The following is a 19,847-nucleotide window of genomic DNA, read 5'->3' on the forward strand; positions in this document are numbered from 1 at the left end:
AGTGCGTTGCCCTTGGCGTCTCGCAGAGAGTTGAAACCCCTGCTTTTAAGTGCTTGTCATTACCAACATCTTTTAAAGTGAGGTAGGGATGTAATAGAGTCAGAGTATGAAGTTGAAAAATTTCACAGACCTCAATGCTTGGGCAGTTGAGCAATGGGGAGATGCCGAATTAGGGGATACTCGTCGTACGCAAAGAGCGATCGCTATCGGTGCAGCCATAGCTGCCAACCCGCAAGGGAGTTTACCAGATATGATGCAAGGCTGGAATGAAATTCGTGCTGCGTACCGATTATTTGCGGAAGACGATGTAACTCATAAGGCATTAATTCAACCTCACATCACGGAGACGAAACAAAGCGCAACTGAAATAAAATCCAATGTTGTTTTATTCATCCAAGACACAACAGAACTAGATTATACTCATCATCGGCAAGTTAAGGGATTAGGGCATATTGGAGATGGCAAAGGTAGAGGAATGATGCTACACACGTGTTTAGCAGTAGTACCGTTACCTTTGAATCCACAAATTTTGGGATTGGCAGGACAAATACCTTGGCTGCGTAGTCAAAAAAAGGACAATGACAACACGTTGGTGGAAGCGCTACCAGAACTATTGAGAACAGATGGTGAAGGGGAAATTTGGGCAGAGATGGTGGAATCCATCGGCACTGCACCAACACCACAAACTGGGTCAATTTGGGTAAGTGTCGGAGACAGGGGGAGTGATATTTTTTCTTACCTTCGACGAGCCAAAGCTTTGTACTGGCACTGCTTAGTACGAGTCACTCAAAACCGAGTGATTACTAAACCTGATGCCACCAAAGGGTATCTCAAGGCATTTGCTCGTTCTTTACAACCAATGGCGGAGAAAACTGTTGTTTTGCGTGGGCGCAACGGAGAACCCAAACGTCAAGTTAACTTACAAGTAGCTTGGTCTCAATTGACAATTCAACCCCCAGCAATTGGCTGTGAAAGAAAACAACAGCCAATAGATGGTTGGTGTATTCGTTGTTGGGAACCAGAAGGAGATTTAGAATGGATTCTATTTACCACTGTTGCTGTAAATGCTCGTGAGGATGCCCTCATGCAACTAGATTGGTATGCTACACGTTGGTTAATTGAAGAGTATCATAAGTGTCTCAAAACTGGTTGTGCTGTAGAAAAACGTCAATTGGAGTCAGCTTCATCACTGGTAAGGTTACTTGGCTTTTTTGCTATAGTTTCAGTCAGATTATTACAGTTACGCCAACTTAGTCGCAGCAATTCCCAACTGAAGGCACACGAGTACATACCTACAATTATGTTAAAAGTCTTAGTTGCTCGTCTTGGGTTGACAAATTGTGAGTTGACTTTGGGTGAATTCTTTTTAGCGATCGCTCGTTTGGGTGGTTTTCTTGGCCGCAAATCCGATGGTCTACCTGGTTGGCAGACCTTATGGCGAGGCTGGTTGCGATTACAGGATATGTGTTGGGCTGCTGATTTTATCACCCAGTCAGTTTAAAAGATGTTGGTAATGACAAGGCTTTTAAGTGTGGGGTTGCCTTTCCCCTTTCCCCTTTCCCCTTCTTCATTCTTAGAGGTTGTTTGAAAAGTGTTTCGCTGTGACTTTAGGCACTTTAGATCCCCCCTAACCCCCCTTAAAAAAGGGGGAACCGGAATCAAAGTCCCCCAATTGATCGGGGGATTTAGGGGGATCTAAAATTTTTGATACCGACAAGAGGACTTTTCAAACATCCTCTTAAGATGAAGTGTTGCCAATGAGACTAACGATCGCAGCGGCTAAATCCACAGGATCGACGGGTTTAGGTAGATGTTTTTGAAATCCTGCTGCCATTGCTTGGTTGTAATTAATTTCTCCTGCATAAGCAGTTAAAGCGATCGCAGGTATTTCTCCGCCTTGCTCTGGCGGTAATTTTCTCACCTCGCGTAGCAACATATAGCCATCCATGAAGGGCATTCCAATATCGCTTAAGAGGATATCTGGCTGGGATTGCACTAATGTTTGCAGTGCTTCATCTCCTGATTCAACTGCCGTTACTGTCGCGCCATATTGCTCCAGCGCAAAGCTAAAAAATTCTCGCACATCGGCTTGATCGTCCACAAGCAGTATTTGTACTCCAGCCAGTAATGTCTCCTCAGTATCGAGTTCTGCTTGAGAAGTCTCACTACTGCTAACTCGCAACTCAGAATTTTTGAGCAGAGGCAGTTTGACTGTGAATGTAGCTCCTTGTCCTTCTCCCAGACTCTCTGCCTGAACTGTGCCACCGTGAAGTTCTACCAGATGACGCACAATTGCCAGTCCCAATCCTAATCCACCAAAAACTCTGGTTGTCTTAGCATCTGCTTGCCGGAAGTAATCAAAGACATAGGGCAAAAATTCTGGGTTAATTCCTTTACCTGTATCAATTACCTGGATTTGGGCATCTAAACCAACTTGCTGTAGACGCACTTCTACAAGCCCATCTGTAGGTGTGAATTTGACGGCATTGGAGAGGAGATTCCACATCACTTGTTGCAAGCGATCGCCATCGCCAAGAACTTTGCCGATATCATTACTTAATACCGTTTGAATTTGAATCGATTTGGCTTCTGCTGCTAAACGTACTGTTTCTAGTGCAGCTCGCGATCGCTATTTTCAAATCCACTGCATGGAGATTTAACCTAACCTTACCTTGCAAAATCCGCGAAACATCAAGTAAATCTCCAATCAATTGGGTTTGTAACTTGGCATTCCGCTCGATGGTTTCCAAAGCCCGGATTTTAGTAGCTTCATCGAACTTGCGGGTTCTGAGCAACTTTGCCCACCCTAAAATCGGATTCAAGGGAGTTCGGAGTTCATGGGAAAGGACAGCGAGAAATTCATCTTTAATCCGGTTGGCTGTCTCGGCTTGTGCCCTAGCTGTCTTTTCGGCTTCGTAAAGTTGAGCGCGGGCGATCGCTTGGGCACACTGCTGTCCCAGTGTCAACATAAATCCCCGGTCTTCTTCATTAAATATTTGAAGAGGAGTAAAGCTTAATCCCAAAGCCCCAATTACTTTACCCTCTACTATCAAGGGAATGGAAGCCCAAGCATTATTTGCCATAACAGTCACAACATCTGCTAAGTTGGGATATCTAGCAATCATGGCTGCTAAATTTTCTAAAAAAATCGGCTGTCCAGTTCTGACTGTTTCTGCTATTTGGTTAGATGCTGTGATCGGAAAACTTGTCGAAGTATTTATGAGCGTTTGCGGATAGCCAATTGCTTGCACAACATTTAGGGTAGTGTTTCCTTCAGTAAGTAAGACAACGGAACCACCAGTAGCTTCCAAGGCAGCAATGCCTTGGTTCACCACCACATCAGCCACTTGTTGGGGAGTTAAGGCTTCTGAGAAGGCAGCAGTTATTTTTTGTAAAAGTACTGTGCGATTGACAGACCGTTCAGTTTCCTGGTAAAGTCTGGCGTTGTCGATGGCTGTCGCTGCCCGCCGAGCAATATCTTCTGCTAAAGCCAAGTCTGTTTGTTGATAGTACCGACCAGATTCGGCGGTAAAAAAAGAGATGGCTCCAAATAATTGCCCGCGAGAACGAACTGGAATCACCATCAGAGAACGAATACCCAGACTTTGCAGCAATTGCAGATGTTCGTTGTCTTCAGACATCTCTACAAGATTATAGTCAGATAATTCGGGATAAAAGATAGATATTCCTAGTCTTAGCTGCCGTACAAGCTGTTTGGCTTTGGTTTTGGGTCGATAACGCCGTCGGATTTCGTCTAAAATATTTAATTTCGTGGGATCGGCAATTGCGATGCCTGCGGCGGTAAACAACGCAATTTGTTTACTTGACCAATCTTCCTCAAAGACATCTACAATGCACAAATCGGCTAAAGTTGGGACTGCTAGATTAGCCACACTTTCCAAGGTGATTTCATAATCTAATGAGGCAGCTAATAAGGTGCTGGCTTCGACTAAAAAGTTTTGTGTGGCTTCAACTCGTCTGCGATGACTAATATCTTCAATAATGCCTAATGCATACATTGGTTGTCCCTTCGCATCCCAAACTGCTGATGAAGTTAGATTTACCCACACAATGGAACCATCTTTGCGGATGTAGCGCTTTTCTAAGGAATAACCACTAATTTCTTTTGCTACAACTCGCCGAGCATTTTCCAAATCAACTTCTAAGTCATCAGGGTGGGTAATTTCCTGAAAGTTCATTTGAATTAACTCTTCATGGCTATACCCAGTAATTTCACACAGAGCAGGATTAATTTGTAGAAATTGTCCATCCAACCCTACTAGGGTAATACCCACAGCTGCCTGATTGAACATTGCCCGAAACCTTTCTTCGCTTTCTCGCAAAGCAACTTCTGTTTGCTTTGCTGCTGTCACATCTGCCAAAATAATGCCAATTCCTACCGTTTCACCCATTGCGTTATCAACTGGGTAATAGTTGCCGAGCCAGTAACCATAACGTCCTAGTTGTCCTCTTGTCTCACCACTGATTTCCATATTCAGCAGGGGTTCTCCAGTATCTAACACGCGCTGTAACTGTGGCTCTAACTCAGCCGCCATCGCTGGCAAAACTTCCCTAAATTTGCGTCCTAGATGTTCTTCTATAGTTAAACCGTTAATGTCAGCGAAAACTTGATTAATGCGGATATATTGCAGTTCCCGATCCAAAAAGCATACGGCAACAGGAGCCGCTCCTAGCAGGGCATCGAGAAGAGATAGAGATTCGGCATAATGGATTAAAGCTTGCTGGATGTCTCGATAAAGTTGGGCATTTTCCACTGCTAAAGCAGCCCGATGGGTAATCTCTGTTGCTAAAGTTAGGTCAGTGCGATCGTAGCGACGGTTTGATTCTGTGGTGACAAAGCTGATAGTGCCGAGTACTCGCCCTTTTGCGATTAACGGCACAATCATTACAGACTTCATCCCCAATTGCCGAACAAGTTCTAAGTGTTCCTGATTCTGAGTAGTCGCCACTAATAGCGAATCAGATACCTCTGAGAGCAATTCGCTTTGCCCGGTTTGCAGTACTCTAGTAATTGCACTTGCACCCTTGTAATCTGTCACATACTCTTGAAGTTTATGCGCCAACTCTGCTTTCGATGGGTCTGCATGGGCAATGGGTAGGCGACGAATGGAACCATCTTCATTTAAAATATCGACGCTACACCAATCAGCTAGTTGGGGAACTGAGATTTTAGCGATCTGTTCTAAAGTTTGTTCATAATCTAGCGAAGTAGAGAGTAAACTACTAATTTGGGCAATATAGCGTAGTCTTTCCTCAGCCTGCTTGCGCTCTGTAATATCGAGAACAAAAAAAGCTCCTCGATCTACAGTCCCTTCAAAATGGCTACCACCAATCAAAATCGGGAAGCGTGAGCCGTCTTTACGAATATATTCTTTTTCAAAGGGGGTGCAAAAAGGGTTGTCTTGAAATTGAGTTATTGCTTCCTTATCGAGTGGCACATACTCTGTAGGAGTTAGGTCTTGCCAGCGAAGTGTTCCGGCAAGTAATTCTTCACGGGTATAACCCACCATATTCAGCAAGGCATCGTTCGCTTCTGTAATCTCCCCGTCCTGACTCCAGAAGCCAATACCAATCATGTTTGACTCAACTACACTACGAAACTTTGCTTCGCTTTCCCGTAATGCTTGCTCAGTTTGTTTCAGTTGAGTAATATCAATTGAACTAATGCCCACTCCCAACAACTGCCCATTCGGCAAACATACCGGATAATAGCTGACAAGACCATAACGATATACCCCAGGTGGATAGGTTTCACCGCTCACTTCTTGGTTGAGTAACGGCTGCCTCGTTTCCATTACTTGCTCAAAAACAGGCTCAATTTGCGCCGCCCATTCTGGTAGTACCTCCCTAAAGGTGCGACCAATATGTTGAGTTTGCGGTACACCGTTAATGGCAGCTAGCGCTTCATTAACATGAACGTAGCGCAGCTCGGTATCAAGAAAAGCCAGCGCCACTGGTGAAGTAGTAAGCCAAGCATTCAGTAAAGCCAGAGATTCGTCTTTTTGCCCAATGGCTTGCTGAAGTTCCTGGTGCAACCTGGCTTTTTCTAGTTCTGCCTGCTTGCGCTCAGTAATATTCACACCTGCACAGGTGATACCTAAAATGCTATTGTCTGCATCCCTTAGTGGTTCAACTAGCAAATCATAAAAACAGTCTTCTCCTGATGTTGTCAGATAAACTTCTTGACGGGTTGCAACACCAGTCTCTATTACCTTTAGCTTAATTGCCTGCAATTGCTCTGCTACTGAGGCTGGAAAGAATTCATCATCAGATTTACCTAGCATTTCCTCAGCAGCTTCTAGACCTTGAGGATTATGAATCCACTGATATCGCAAATCACGATCCTGCTGAAATACCACGATATCTGAACTACTTAACGCTAATCGAAATCTTTCTTCACTAACTCTCAGCTGTTGCAGATTTCTATCAGCTCGTCTTTTAGCAGTCTTTAATGCCTCACATAAAATACTAAAGAGCAATCCTTGTAATGCAAACAATCCAATTCGTACAGAATTAGATAAGTCAAAACTCAGCTCATAAGCTGGGGGGAGAAAGAAGTAATTGCTCAGTAAAGCAGACAAAAAAGTTGCTAACAACCCTGACTTCAAACCACCATACCAAGCACTCAACATTACAGCGCTAAAAAACAGCAAGAAAGGAGTTCCATTCATGCTTATCCAGGGGTCTAGCATCAACATTAGCACTAGTGCAAGTGCGACAATTAATACAACAATGCCATAACGCAATAACTGAGAATAATGAATATGGGGCATGAAAAGTTCTTGGAAAAACCAATACTCATTGCAAGGGCTGTATATACCTTAAGCTAGTTTGTAAATTTTAGTAACTTGTCTTCAGATAGATTTTTGCCAAGTTATAAAAACCTCTTTTGCTAGAGGTTTATTGATTAGCTATCTGATATGTAAAGAAAAAATTTAGCTCGATCCATCAAGAGAAATGGCACTGTTGTGTTAATCTAAAATACTAGATAAAAACACAAAACTAATTCATAATAAAAATTATATTATATTATTATCTGGCTCAGGATAGAGATAAATATAAAATATTGGCTGCTTTAATTAGCGTCTCTGTTGCCGTATTCACCAGAGGACAAATACGTAGTTTGACTTGCTAGAAGTACTTCTGCTGTCTCATATCTTAGAGGTTTAGAGAACACATAACCTTGACCAAATTCGCACCCAAGTTCCTGTAACCATTGAAGTTGTTGTGGTGTTTCAATACCTTCGGCAATCACGGCTAATCCGAGTTGATTGCTCAAAGCAATAATAGTACTAACGACCTGATAATTACGATTCCCTTCCTGCATCTGACTTACAAAGGAGCGATCGATCTTCAAATTATCAGCAGGTAAACGATGAAGATAATTAAGCGATGAATAACCGCTACCAAAGTCATCAATGCTGATTTGAATTTTTCTGTCCTTTAATTGGGTTAATAAATCAATTGTCTGACTGATATTGTCAATTAACATACTCTCGGTAATTTCTAGCGCTATAGAATCGCCTTCTAAACCCATTTGGGATAGTGTTTGATCGATGCCATCAATTAAGCTGGCTTGGCGAATATCTTGAGCAGAGAGATTAATACTCATCTTGAGTGGAAAGTGACTAGCAAACTTGGTTTTCCAGTTTGCCAGTTGTTGACAGGCTTTGTAGAACATCCAGCGATCGATTTGCACAATTAGCCCTGTTTCTTCGGCAACAGGAACAAATTTCTCCGGCAAAATCAACCCGCGAGTTGGGTGTTGCCAGCGCACTAATGCCTCAAATCCAATCAGCCGAACTGCTTGTAACTGCAATTCTCTACTAACGTCTTGGCTTTGCCCGCCGTAGGCATCGCCAAGTATGTCAACAATCGGCTGATAGTATATAACAAACTCTTCTCGTTCGAGAGCTTTACGGATATCCGTTTCTAGAGTGAGTCGATTTACGGCTTGAGTGTGCATTTCTATATCAAAAATTTTGTAGGAACTTCTATCTTGAGTTTTGGCTTTATACATAGCAATATCGGCATCTCGGAGTAAATCGGAGGCGCGAGTATAGTTCTTTGTTCCTAAGACAATACCGATGCTTGTACTGATAACCACTTCCGAATCATTCAGGATCAATGGTGTTTGAAAATCTTTTAGAATCCGCTCAGTAATTTGAATAGCTTTTTCAATACCAGAAATACCTTCCAGGAGAATTACGAATTCGTCACCACCAATTCGAGCGACTAAATCAATCTCTCGCAGATGAGTTTTTAGCTTCTGAGCAATGCTTTTAAGTAGTTGATCTCCAGCTAAATGTCCTAAGCTATCATTGATCACTTTGAACCGATCTAGATCGAGAAATAAGACGGCGTAACGATAGGTTTCTATTCGTTTGGTTCGGTTAATTGATAATTCTAGCCGTTCTATCAAAAGCGTCCGATTCGGTAAATCTGTCAATGGATCGTGTAAGGCATTGTGGATAATTAGTTCTTGTGCTTGTTTGCGATCGCTCACATCTAATAAAACCCCATGCCAAACAATATCCCCGTTTTCTCGACACTCCGAACGCGCATTTGCCTGTACCCACTTCAGTTTGCCAGAGGGTGTAATTAATCGCCATTCATAAAAGAATGGTTTTAAAGTTTGAGCGCTTCGTTTGGCAGCTGTATAACATCCAGCACGGTCATCAATATGGATTTGTGCAAAGCACACAGAGGCATCTGATAAAATTTGTTCGGGTGTTAATTCTAGAAGATCCAGGCAGCCAAAACTGATGTATTCAAAGACAATAGAACCATTAAAATGATGTACAAAGCTATAAATTATTCCCGGTATATTAGATGCTAATGTTTGTAACAGATTTTGGGCTTGTTGGCGCTCTGCCCGCACTTGAGCATCCCGAAGTTCTCGACGCACCGCCACCTAGCAATCGGCTTAAGTTGTCTTTCATTACATAATCATGAGCACCTGCTTTCATCATTTCCACAGCAGATACTTCGCCGATTGTGCCAGAAACGAGAATGAAAGGAATATCTTTTTGACTCTGCTTTGCTATTTCCAGAGCCATAGGAGCATTGAATCCAGGCAATCGGTAATCTGAAATTATTAGATCCCAGGTACGGCTATTGAGGGCTGTATGTAACTCTTCTACCGTTTCGACACGTTGCCAGATTGGATTGAAACCACCGCGACGCAGTTCACGGATAACTAACATGGCATCGATTTCTGAATCTTCAACCATTAGGACGTTCAAGGGTTCATTCATACCTCATACCTCATAATCTCCTTGGCAAAATTTGAGTTCATCCTCCACATTCTCATCCCAAACAACACCGATTAGCTGCTAATAAATATGGCTAACAGATGCACCAACGATGTGCAAGCTGGTGATTGAAATCCTCCCCGACCACTAGGATGCGGGGATTCTGGAGTAAGGAGTAATAAGTAATAAGTAATAAGTAATAAGTAAATACCCATTTTTGATCCACTCATTACTCATTACTCATTTTTGATCCACTCATTACTCATTACTCATTACTCCTTACTCATTACTCCTTACTCATTACTCATTACTCATTACTCATTACTCATCACTTTAAAGCCGTGCTAGAAGCACGGGGCTTTAGACCCAATTCTTTGGTAAACGGGCGTTCAAGTTGCTGGCTAATCTCGCCCTTATCTGCGCTCAAAAGAGAAATTAGAAATAGTTCCTTTCAAGATATTTGCTTAATTAACTCGACACTGCTCCTAGTACAGATTGGCTATGGTATACACACAAATCTAAAAAAGCTCGATTTCCCATTATTCTCTCGTTTATCTCGTTTCTATGCAGAGTATAAGAATGGTTTATTAGGGGCTGATGCCTTAATTTGATACCAATGGCATCCTGAATATGAGACGGGTGAGGACACCCATCGCACAAGAAAATTTGGGATGTTTTTTATTTGGAAGTGCCTAAAGAGGTTTTTCAGGAACTTTACCCATTGTCAGCTAATCTTTGTGTCAGTCCCCCATACTCAATATTGCGATCTAAGATTATTGGGTATTCTATAAATTTGCGATCGCCACTATACGCATGATTGAAGTTGAACATCTGAGTAAAATATACGGCTCTACCCCAGCAATTACTGATGTCACCTTTAGCGTCGAACCTGGGGAGATTTTAGGGCTGTTGGGCCTCAATGGCGCTGGAAAAACCACAACCATGCGGATTCTGGCTGGTTATTTACCGGCAACTAATGGAAATGCCCGGATTGCTGGTTATGATGTCCATGAAAATTCTCTGGCTGTGCGCCAACGCATTGGTTATTTACCCGAAACACCGCCGTTATATCCAGACATGACGGTGGAGGGATTTTTGCATTTTGTCGCCCGAATTAAGGGAGTTCCAGCAGGCGATCGCCCCAATAAGGTGACAGCCGCCATTGAACGCTGCAACTTAGAAGATAAGCGGCGAGTGATTATTCGCAAACTCTCTAAAGGATACCGCCAACGTGTCGGAATTGCTCAAGCGATCGTTCACGATCCCCCAGCGATCATTTTGGATGAACCCACCGTTGGACTAGATCCACGACAAATAATTGAAGTGCGGAATTTAATTAAAAGCCTCGCTGGTACTCACACAATTATTCTTTCCACGCACATTCTGCCAGAAGTAAGCATGACTTGTAGCCGCGTCGCCATCATCAACCGCGGTAAAGTTGTGGCAACTAATACACCAGAAAACCTGATGACTCAGTTGACAGGTGGCTCAGGGTATGAATTGGAAATAGAAGGAGAAGCTGCCCTAGCGAAACAGGTATTGCAAAAAGTCGCGGGTGTGAGTCTGATAGAATCAATTCCGACAGCCGGAGGTCATCAACCCCAGGAAAACCGCGCTTATCTGCGGGTGATCTCGCAACCAGGAAAAGAACCAGGACGCGATATTGCCACAACATTAGTGCGTGCAGGATTCGGTTTACATGAACTGCGGCGGGTTAACGCCACCTTAGAAGATGTATTCTTGCAACTGACCACAGAAGAAAAGAATTTCGATCCTGATGTAGACTTAGCAGCAGACAAAGAAGGAGAGGCAGCGTAAATGGGTATAGTGCTGAGTAATATTATTGCCATTTATCGCCGAGAGTTACAGAGTTATTTTGTATCGCCCTTAGCTTATGCGATCGCAGGCATATTTTGGTTAATCGCCGGGTTATTCTTCGTGATGATTTTGCTAGGGCCAGACGGCATTTTGGTAGGAGTTGCGGCAATAGATGCACAAGGGCAACAGCTGGGAGTACCAGTACCACCAATAGATGTCCCCTACGAATTTGTCCGAGCATTTTTGGATCGTATGGGATGGCTATTGTTGTTTATCCTGCCGATTCTCTCGATGGGACTCTATGCCGAAGAACGGAAGCGGGGTACTTTAGAACTTTTAGCCACCTCACCAATCACCAATTGGGCGGTAGCTGTAGGTAAATTATTAGGTGTGATAACATTTTTTATCACAATGGTTGTACCCATGCTAGTGTTGGAAGCGATCGCCATCAGCGGCTCAAATCCACCAATGACGACCTCAATTCCCTTACTGGGTCATTTTGGATTAATCTTACTAGCAGCGGCAATTTTATCTGTAGGAATGTTTATTTCTTCATTAACAGACAGCACAATTTTGTCTGCTGTTCTTACCTTTGCAGTAATCTTATTATTGTTATTGATTGATTTAATCGCTAAAATTGTCCCTGGTCCCGTAGGTGAAGCTTTAGGTTATCTATCATTGCTGAAACATTACAACACATTAATCCAAGGCATTTTTGATACTAGCGCTTTAATTTTATTTGCCAGTTACATTTTTTTGGGCATCTTTCTTACAGCTCAATCAATTGATGCACTGCGTTTTCAAAGGCAATAGTTATATAAGTTATGAGTTTAAAGTTAGGAGTGAGGAGTTGAAGAAGAATCCAGAATATAGAATTCAGAACAAGAAAGTGAGAGACTTCAACTCGTTTATTCAGATGCTCTCTACGAGACGCTGCGCTATCTGCCAGTTATACATAATTGAATTAATTCTGAATTATGGCTCACTTCTCCTGTCGGAGAGGCTGCGCGTAGCTTGCTTCCCCGGAGGGGTACGACTCGCTCAGTGACCTCCTGAATCCTGAATTGTGTTTTATTAAAACTCCTAACTCCTAACTCCTAACTCCTCACTTCAGTCTAATAATATGAAGATAGTTGCAAAAAATAAACTGTGGAAATATCTGTTTTGGTTGGGCCCGTTCCTAATTGCTGTCGGCTTAACAGTTGGATTAGTCTCTGAACAATGGGGATTAATTCCATTAGCATTTCTAATTACGGGAATTGTCATCAGTGGATTGGGCATAATATTGCAAAGCTACCAAACCAACTGGTGGAACCGTCGTTCTACCCAAGCTGGGACTAATGCCCTAGTGGCAACTTTGGCAGTACTAGCAATTCTAGGATTGATTAACTTTTTGGGGACTCGCTATCACTTGCGGGCAGACTTAACAGAGGCTCAATTATTTACTCTTGCACCCCAGTCACGTGAATTAGTAAGAGTTTTACCACAGCCAGTAAAAGTTTGGGTGTTTGATATTAACCAAAATCCCCAAGACAGAGAACTACTAGAAAATTATCAACGCCAAAGCTCAAAATTTAAATATGAGTATATCGATCCCCAAGCTAGACCAGGACTTGCAGAAAAGTTTGGCGTCAAAGATTACGGGGAAGTTTACCTAGAATCTGGCGATAAACGGCAATTAGTGCAAACAGTAAATCAAAATGAGCGATTGTCAGAAATTAGATTAACTAGTCGTCTGCAACAACTAACAAATTCAACCACAGCTAAAGTTTACTTATTACAAGGTCATGGCGAACGCCAAGTTTCGCCTGGTAAAGATGCAATATCACAAGCAGTTCAGGGATTAGGCGATAAAAACTTTACAACATCACCGTTGAATTTAGGAGAAACTTCCAGAGTTCCTCAAGATGCGGCTGTAGTGATAGTGGCTGGCCCCAAACGAGGATTGTTTGAGGGTGAAGTCAAAGCTTTGCAAGAATATCTTAATCGCGGCGGTAATTTACTGCTGATGATTGATCCGAATACCGATCCCAAACTTAACAGCTTGCTACAAGAGTGGGGTGTTCGTCTGGATAATCGTTTAGCAGTCGATGTCTCTGGCGAAAGTGTTGTGGGACTTGGCCCTGCTGCACCCTTAGTCACAGAATATGGACAACATCCGATTACTAAAGATTTCAGTAACGGCAATTCTTTTTATCCAATTGCTCGACCACTGGAAATTACATCTGTGCCTGGTGTTGAGGCTACTCCACTGCTACGAACCAAACCCTACCCCAGCAGTTGGGCAGAAAGCGATCTCCAAAGCGAAAAATTAGAGTTTAATGCAGATAAAGACCTGAAAGGGCCTCTAACCTTGGGCGTTGCCTTAACAAGAAAACCAACACCCAAATCTACTTCCACTCCCCAACCTGCACCCACACCTTCACCTCTACCATCACCAACCACTCAAAGCAAGACTAGCCCTTCTCCCAAGACTCCGCAAGCATTACTACCATCACCAACCACTCAAAGCAAGGCTTCCCCCACTCCCCCTGCCTCCCCTACCCCCGCTTCTTCCCCTACTCCCTCATCTCAAACAGCTGCCGAGTCACGGTTAGTGGTTTTAGGAAATTCTAATTTCGCTACTGATGGCTTGTTTCAACAGCAACTAAATGGAGATGTATTCCTCAACTCAGTTACTTGGCTGAGTCAACAGGATCAGCAACCCCTTTCCATTCGCCCCAAAGAACCGAAAAACCGTCGAATAATCCTGACTACTAACCAAAGCAATCTTTTAATATTGTCGTCTTTGTTGGTTTTACCTTTAATTGGGTTTGCGATCGCAGTTATTATTTGGTGGAAACGACGGTAAGAAGTGAGTTAGGAGTTAGGAGTGACAAGTAGAGACTGGAGAAGAGTTTTTTCCATGCCCAATGACGAATGACAAATGACAAATACTTCTCTGCGAGACGCTACGCGAACGACTTCGCGGTAGTTGAATCTCGACTTCGCTCGATTACCGCGCAGTCGAAACTCAGTACAAGTGACAAATGACTAAAAAATGAAATTGCCGAAAACGACTTTAATTTTGATATTGTTAACGCTGGGTTTAGGTTGTTTTGTTTACTTCTATGAAATTCGGGGTGCAACTGTGCGCGAAGAAATCAAGGAGCAAAAGCAGAAAATTTTCTCTTTTGCAGAAGATGATGTGCAGTCTTTAACAGTTAAGACAAACAAAATCACCCTGAATCTGGAACGCAACCCTGAATCTTCTAGTAACCCCAAGTGGTTAATCAAAGCTCCAATATCGGGCCCAGCAAATGACGCTATTGTTTCTTATTTAATGGATTTGTTAGTCAAAGGTAATAGCGATCGCACTTTATCAACTCCAGCAAAAGAACTTGGAGAATTTGCCTTAGATCAACCCCAAGCAACTATTAATATCACCCTAAAAAACCAACAAAGCCATCAGTTGATTTTGGGTAAATCCAACTTTAACGGACGTTTCTTGTATGCTCAAGCTGACCCTGCTACGAAACCCGATGGAAATATAAATGTGCTGTTAGTATCTACAGATTTTGCAAATGCCGTGAATCGGGAACTATCAGAGTGGAAACAACCTGTAGATAATAGTCAGAAGCTACCTGGACTCAGCACCCCTTTACCAACTCCGACAAATAGTAAATAAGCAATTACGGTTTCTGTGGTATGTTTCGGTAACGCACAATAGGTTAGCACATAAGACCTCTTGCAAAAGTGCTTTTTGCAAGAGAGGGGAAAAGGGTAAAGGTTAAAGGGGAAAGGGAAAATAACAAACCTTTCCCCCTTTCCCGACAAATGCCAAGAAGTCTCATCTGTGCTACTCTACTTCAAATCTCATTACTTTTTCTAAGTTACTATGACAAATCCGACAGCAACATTGCTGATTTCCTGCCCCGATCAAAGGGGACTGGTAGCGAAGTTTGCTAATTTCATCTATTCTAACGGTGGTAATATTATCCATGCAGATCAGCACACAGATTTTGCTGCTGAGTTATTCCTCACGCGCATTGAATGGCAGTTAGATGGGTTCAATTTACCGCGAGAATTTATTGCCCCTGCATTTAATGCGATCGCACAACCTTTAGGTGCTAAGTGGGAATTACGTTTTTCTGATACAGTCCCACGCATTGCTATTTGGGTAAGTCGCCAAGACCATTGTTTATTTGATTTAATTTGGCGACAACGCGCCAAAGAATTTATTGCTGAAATTCCTTTAATTATTAGTAACCATTCTAATTTAAAGGTAGTGGCAGAACAATTTAATATTGACTTTCAGCACATTCCCATCAATAAAGATAATAAAGCTGAACAAGAAATCCAACAACTAGAATTACTATGCCAATACAAAATAGATTTAGTTGTATTGGCAAAATATATGCAGATTGTTAGTGCAGATTTTATTAATCAATTTCCGCAAATTATTAATATTCATCACTCATTTTTACCCGCTTTTATCGGAGCAAACCCTTATCACCGAGCTTTTGAACGTGGTGTGAAAATTATTGGTGCAACTGCTCATTACGCCACTGCTGATTTAGATGCAGGCCCAATTATTGAACAGGATGTAGTGCGAGTTAGTCACCGTGATGAAGTTGATGATTTGGTGAGAAAAGGCAAAGATTTGGAGAGAGTTGTATTAGCAAGAGCAGTGCGATCGCACTTACAAAATCGTGTATTAGTCTATGGGAATAGAACAGTAGTATTTGAGTGATTGATTTTATAGCAAAGGTTTTCGGGGTTTGAATTTGTTGCTTCATTTTAGAGAATTGGTATAAGAAGTTTTTTCCACCTGACACAGAGATTGACGATCGCTCATATCTAAATGCGATCGCAAATAATCTCGTATCCAAATACAACCAGAGTGCAATATCTGGTTACTATCTAAAACCCGATCGAGTTGCCAAAGAATCACCACATCATCCAACCCGGCAGATGCTAGTAGTGCGCCTCTGGTTTTAGTGGCAGGATAAAACGCAACATCTAATGCTCGTTCTTCATGTCCTTCCAGAGTTTTGAGCAGTGTGCCATCCAGTTTCCAGAGTTTGATGGTTTTGTCCCAACTGGCAGAAGCGATGACAGTACCCCAGGCGGCAGGAAGTCCTGAATTTGCGGGTATAAAGGTGACAGCATTGACGCGATCGCTGTGTCCTTTGAGTGTACGAATCAGTCTCCCATCGAGCGACCATATCTTGATTGTATTGTCCTCACTGGCTGTTGCTAGTATCTGACTATCTGGACTAAAAGCGACATCCCAAATATTATCTTCATGCCCTGCCAGTTTATATTGGGGTTGGTTTGAAAATTGCTTATTAGCGTTTCGATGCCAGAGGCGAATGATTTTATCCCGACCCGCAGCAGCTAGCCATCGGTTATCTGGACTAAAAGCAACAGCATTAAACTCATCTTTACTTGGCTCTAGAGATTGCATCAACTTGCCATCACGATGCCACAGTTTTATCGTGCCATCCCAGCTAGCAGAAGCGATTTCTGTGCCAATAGGATTGAAGGTGACATCAAATGTAGTCTTGCTATGGGCATTAATCGTCTGTAATAGTTTGCCATCCCGGCTCCAGAAGGTGAGGGAGCCATCATCATTGCCAGCAACAGTTTGTCCATCGGAACTGCTATCAACTGCCCAGACTTCTCCATGTGGTGAGGGTAAAGTTTGCAAAATCTGACCGTTGTTGTGCCAATGTTTAATCGTGCCGTCCGAGCTAGAGGAAATCACCGTTTTTCCATCGGGGGCAAACTTAACACTCCACACTGAGGCGCGATGTCCCCGCAAGACGGTTACGAGGTTGGCAGAGAGTCGCCAGACGCGAACTAAGTCATCTTCGCCACCGGAAAATAGACGTTGACTATCGGGAGTGAAAGCCAATGCCAGAGTGCCACTAGGATGACCACTCAAAGTTCTGGTAACTGTACCATCAAGATTCCAGAGTTTAATTGTGTTATCCCAACTACCAGAAGCGAGGGTTTGACCATTGGGGCTAAAAACTAGATTCTCAACTGTTTTCTGGTGTTCGGAAGTGGTGTTGAGCAATCTGCCATCCCTACTCCACCAGAGGATATTGCCATACCAGTCGCTTGCTACTAAAATTTTGCCATCGGGGCTAAACGCTACACTTACGAAGCGATTTTCACCTTTATCGGAGGCGATCGGGTTTTTTAAGGTGCGGATTCTTGTACCGTCGAGATTCCAGAGTATTACTGTATTGTCCGCACTCGCGGTCGCTAGCGATCGCCCATCGGGACTAAATGCCACTTCCCAGATAAGTTGCTGATGCCCAGTCAATGTACGGATTAGCTTTCCATCAATACTCCAGAGTTTGATGAGATTGTCGCGTCCTGCTGAGGCAATCAACTGTCCATCAGGGCTGATAGCAACAGACATCACCCTCTGCCGATGCCCTTTGAGAATTTTTAACTGTTTGCCGTCTCGATTCCATAAGTGTACCGTTTTATCGTCCATTGCTCCCACGAGAATTTGACCATCTGGACTAAATCTGACAGTACGTGCCTTTTCTGGAATAGTGTGCAGCATGGTGCCATCAGCTCCCCAGAGAATAATGGCAGATTTATCATGGGTTGTGGCGATCCTTTGCCCGTCGGGACTAATCGCTATGCCACGCACTCTCCCTTTGTCTGCATTCAACCGATTCTGCTCAATTACCTGAAAAGTGGCACGGCGCAACTCTCGATCGACATGGGTGGTTAACTGAGTAGGCACTGCCGATAATTTACGCAAACGTGTCTGGGCTTTGATGGCAGTCACCAAAGCATCTAAGAGATTGCCAGAGGCAAACTGAGCTTCGGAGACATTGGCGATCGCTTCAATTTCTTGGAGAGTGGCTTGATGTTTTTGAGCAAAGGCATACATTCCCAGAGAACTGGCTATGACAAAGGCAATACTAACAGTTCCCAGCAGCCACTTTTGCAAGCGACCAGCGCGTTTTTCTTGTTGCAGCCGCTTTTCAACTTCTTGCAGTCGCTGCAATTCTTCTTTTCGTTTCACCTCATCCAAGTCGGTGCTGGTGCCAAACCACTTCACCACCTGTCCGCTGCCATCCTTGATGGGAATCGCCTGATTGAGAAACCAGTGATAGTTTCCTGCCACATCTTGTATTCTCAGTTGCACTTCATAGGGTGAGTTGGTTTCTAGGGAATGCGTCCAGGCGGCAAGGCTACTAGGGCGATCGTCGGGATGAGCCAGATTTAGGCGTTTCCAATCTGTCACCTCCGAAAGCGATCGCCCCAAAAAGCTACTTAAGTGCTGGTTGGTATAAGACAGCCTACCATCTGGCTGTACAATCCATACCATCTGGGGTATTGCTTCTGCTAGTTGCCGAAAGAACCGTTCGCTTTCCTGCTGTGCCTCAAATTGCCGCCGGATCTCTTGCTGTTCTGCATCCTGACTTGCTGCCAGAAATTGGTAATCTATATCGCTGAGGCTTTTGTTTTGCGCCCACTTTTGGGCATCAATCAGGGCTTGTCCCCGTAAAAGTCGGGATGTATCCTGTTGTTGAGAAGCAATCCAAGCTGATAGTGTTTCATAGTAGGGACATAGTTGATTTAATTGTGCCTCTACCCATTCCCGATTGAAAACTTGTTGATATATGCGATTGCGGATTTGCAGATATCCTTGATGTTTAACTACCAAACCAGAAAGCAGCAGTTCTACTTGTTCTCGACTGTCGTCGGCTGCTACAGGCATAGCTTGTAAAAGTTGCTGATAGATACCCAGTAATCTACTAATGCGCTGACTATTGTAAAGTAAGCGATTGCGAATTGTGCGTAAATGCTCTGGTTCGTCCTGAGATTCCCAATTGTTAATGATTTGCGATCGCACTAAACACTCTATCCAATCTCCTTCCTTACCTGGTGCAATTTCTAAAGGCGGGCTAGTTTTGCCGTTGCTACTTTCTAGATTCATCCCTTGGCTGTGATGCTGTTGCTTGGCTCTCACCACCAACTGACATAATTTTTGCGTTAAAAATGGCTGTCCATTAGTCCAAGCAATAATTTCTTTAAATACCGCTTGGGGATTGCTCGCAACTTGCTCTAATCCCACTACCAAGGGTTGAGCCTCTGCTAATGTAAACCCTTCTAAATTAATCGCAACACCGATATTAAAAGGTGTTTTGAGTTTATCTTGAATTAAATCAGAGGGAGTTGCAACACCAAATAAAGCAAAACCCAGTCGCTCATATTCAGGATTATGGACTCTTTGTTGATAACAAGACCGAATCCAGGCATAGAAATCATCTATGCCAAAACTTAATTGCAGCAAACTATCAATTTCATCAATAAAAATCAAAATGCGCTCACTACTCAGGTTTACTAGCAAAATTTCTTCGATAAAATTGCTCAAGCGTTGTATGAGTGATAACTCAGCTTGTTCTTGCCACCAAGCTGCAAAGTCGATTTTCTTAGCTAACCCGAAACTATGCAGCAAGCGCACAATTATCCCTTTATAAAATTGTGTCTGGGTAATTTCTTGGCTGCGTATTTGCGTAATATCGATGTAGGCACAACTAAAGCCTTCATTTTGTAATCTTTGCTTGGTATGTACCAGCAGTGAAGACTTACCTATTTGGCGACAGTTGAATACATAGCAAAATTCACCTGCTTTCAGGGCTGTATAAAGTTGAATGTCTGCTTGCCTAGTAACATAGTTGGCAGCATTAGCATTTAGACAACCACCAACTTTGTAAATACTTGTGTTCATGATCG

11 protein-coding genes are annotated in these 19,847 nt (G+C 43.1%); 6 read left to right on the forward strand and 5 right to left on the reverse strand.

The features are described from left to right. Positions 1–106 precede the first annotated feature (106 nt). Positions 107–1,501, forward strand: coding sequence for an IS4 family transposase (locus tag QUD05_RS25620; RefSeq protein WP_289797088.1), 1,395 nt, complete (start codon positions 107–109; stop codon positions 1,499–1,501). A 237-nt stretch (positions 1,502–1,738) separates the two neighbouring features. Here the strand turns inward: QUD05_RS25620 and QUD05_RS34520 are convergent, their stop codons facing one another. The 4 genes from QUD05_RS34520 to QUD05_RS25635 all read right to left on the reverse strand — a co-directional run bounded on the left by QUD05_RS34520 (position 1,739) and on the right by QUD05_RS25635 (position 9,266). Next, positions 1,739–2,509, reverse strand: coding sequence for an ATP-binding response regulator (locus tag QUD05_RS34520; protein ID WP_502911440.1), 771 nt, complete (start codon positions 2,507–2,509; stop codon positions 1,739–1,741). 43 nt (positions 2,510–2,552) lie between these two features. After that, positions 2,553–6,794 carry a PAS domain S-box protein gene (locus QUD05_RS25625; RefSeq protein WP_502911411.1) on the reverse strand — a complete coding sequence of 1,414 codons (4,242 nt, stop codon included), beginning with the start codon at positions 6,792–6,794 and terminating at the stop codon, positions 2,553–2,555. 302 nt (positions 6,795–7,096) lie between these two features. Then, positions 7,097–8,929, reverse strand: a complete 1,833-nt coding sequence (locus QUD05_RS25630; RefSeq protein WP_289798545.1) for a putative bifunctional diguanylate cyclase/phosphodiesterase — start codon at positions 8,927–8,929, stop codon at positions 7,097–7,099. Then, complete coding sequence (locus QUD05_RS25635) at positions 8,850–9,266, reverse strand: response regulator (protein ID WP_289798546.1); 417 nt, start codon at positions 9,264–9,266, stop codon at positions 8,850–8,852. The genes QUD05_RS25630 and QUD05_RS25635 overlap by 80 nt, the downstream gene beginning before the upstream one ends. An 822-nt stretch (positions 9,267–10,088) precedes the next feature. Here QUD05_RS25635 and QUD05_RS25640 point away from each other — a divergent pair. The 5 genes from QUD05_RS25640 (at position 10,089) to purU (ending at position 15,825) form a co-directional block, all read left to right on the forward strand. Further along, positions 10,089–11,093 carry an ABC transporter ATP-binding protein gene (locus QUD05_RS25640; protein ID WP_289798547.1) on the forward strand — a complete coding sequence of 335 codons (1,005 nt, stop codon included), beginning with the start codon at positions 10,089–10,091 and terminating at the stop codon, positions 11,091–11,093. After that, entirely contained in the window at positions 11,094–11,906 is an 813-nt protein-coding gene (locus QUD05_RS25645) for an ABC transporter permease (RefSeq protein WP_289798548.1), read from the forward strand. 310 nt (positions 11,907–12,216) lie between these two features. After that, positions 12,217–13,944: a GldG family protein gene (locus QUD05_RS25650; protein ID WP_289798549.1), complete on the forward strand. Its 1,728-nt coding sequence runs from the start codon at positions 12,217–12,219 to the stop codon at positions 13,942–13,944. A gap of 189 nt (positions 13,945–14,133) precedes the next feature. Next, complete coding sequence (locus tag QUD05_RS25655; protein WP_289798550.1) at positions 14,134–14,760, forward strand: DUF4340 domain-containing protein; 627 nt, start codon at positions 14,134–14,136, stop codon at positions 14,758–14,760. Between the two features lie 210 nt (positions 14,761–14,970). Beyond that, positions 14,971–15,825: a formyltetrahydrofolate deformylase gene (gene purU, locus QUD05_RS25660; RefSeq protein ID WP_289798551.1), complete on the forward strand. Its 855-nt coding sequence runs from the start codon at positions 14,971–14,973 to the stop codon at positions 15,823–15,825. A gap of 42 nt (positions 15,826–15,867) precedes the next feature. Here the strand turns inward: purU and QUD05_RS25665 are convergent, their stop codons facing one another. Further along, positions 15,868–19,842: an AAA-like domain-containing protein gene (locus tag QUD05_RS25665; protein WP_289798552.1), complete on the reverse strand. Its 3,975-nt coding sequence runs from the start codon at positions 19,840–19,842 to the stop codon at positions 15,868–15,870. Positions 19,843–19,847: the final 5 nt, after the last annotated feature.

It is taken from the genome of Nostoc sp. GT001, from assembly GCF_030382115.1.
Lineage (GTDB): Bacteria > Cyanobacteriota > Cyanobacteriia > Cyanobacteriales > Nostocaceae > Nostoc.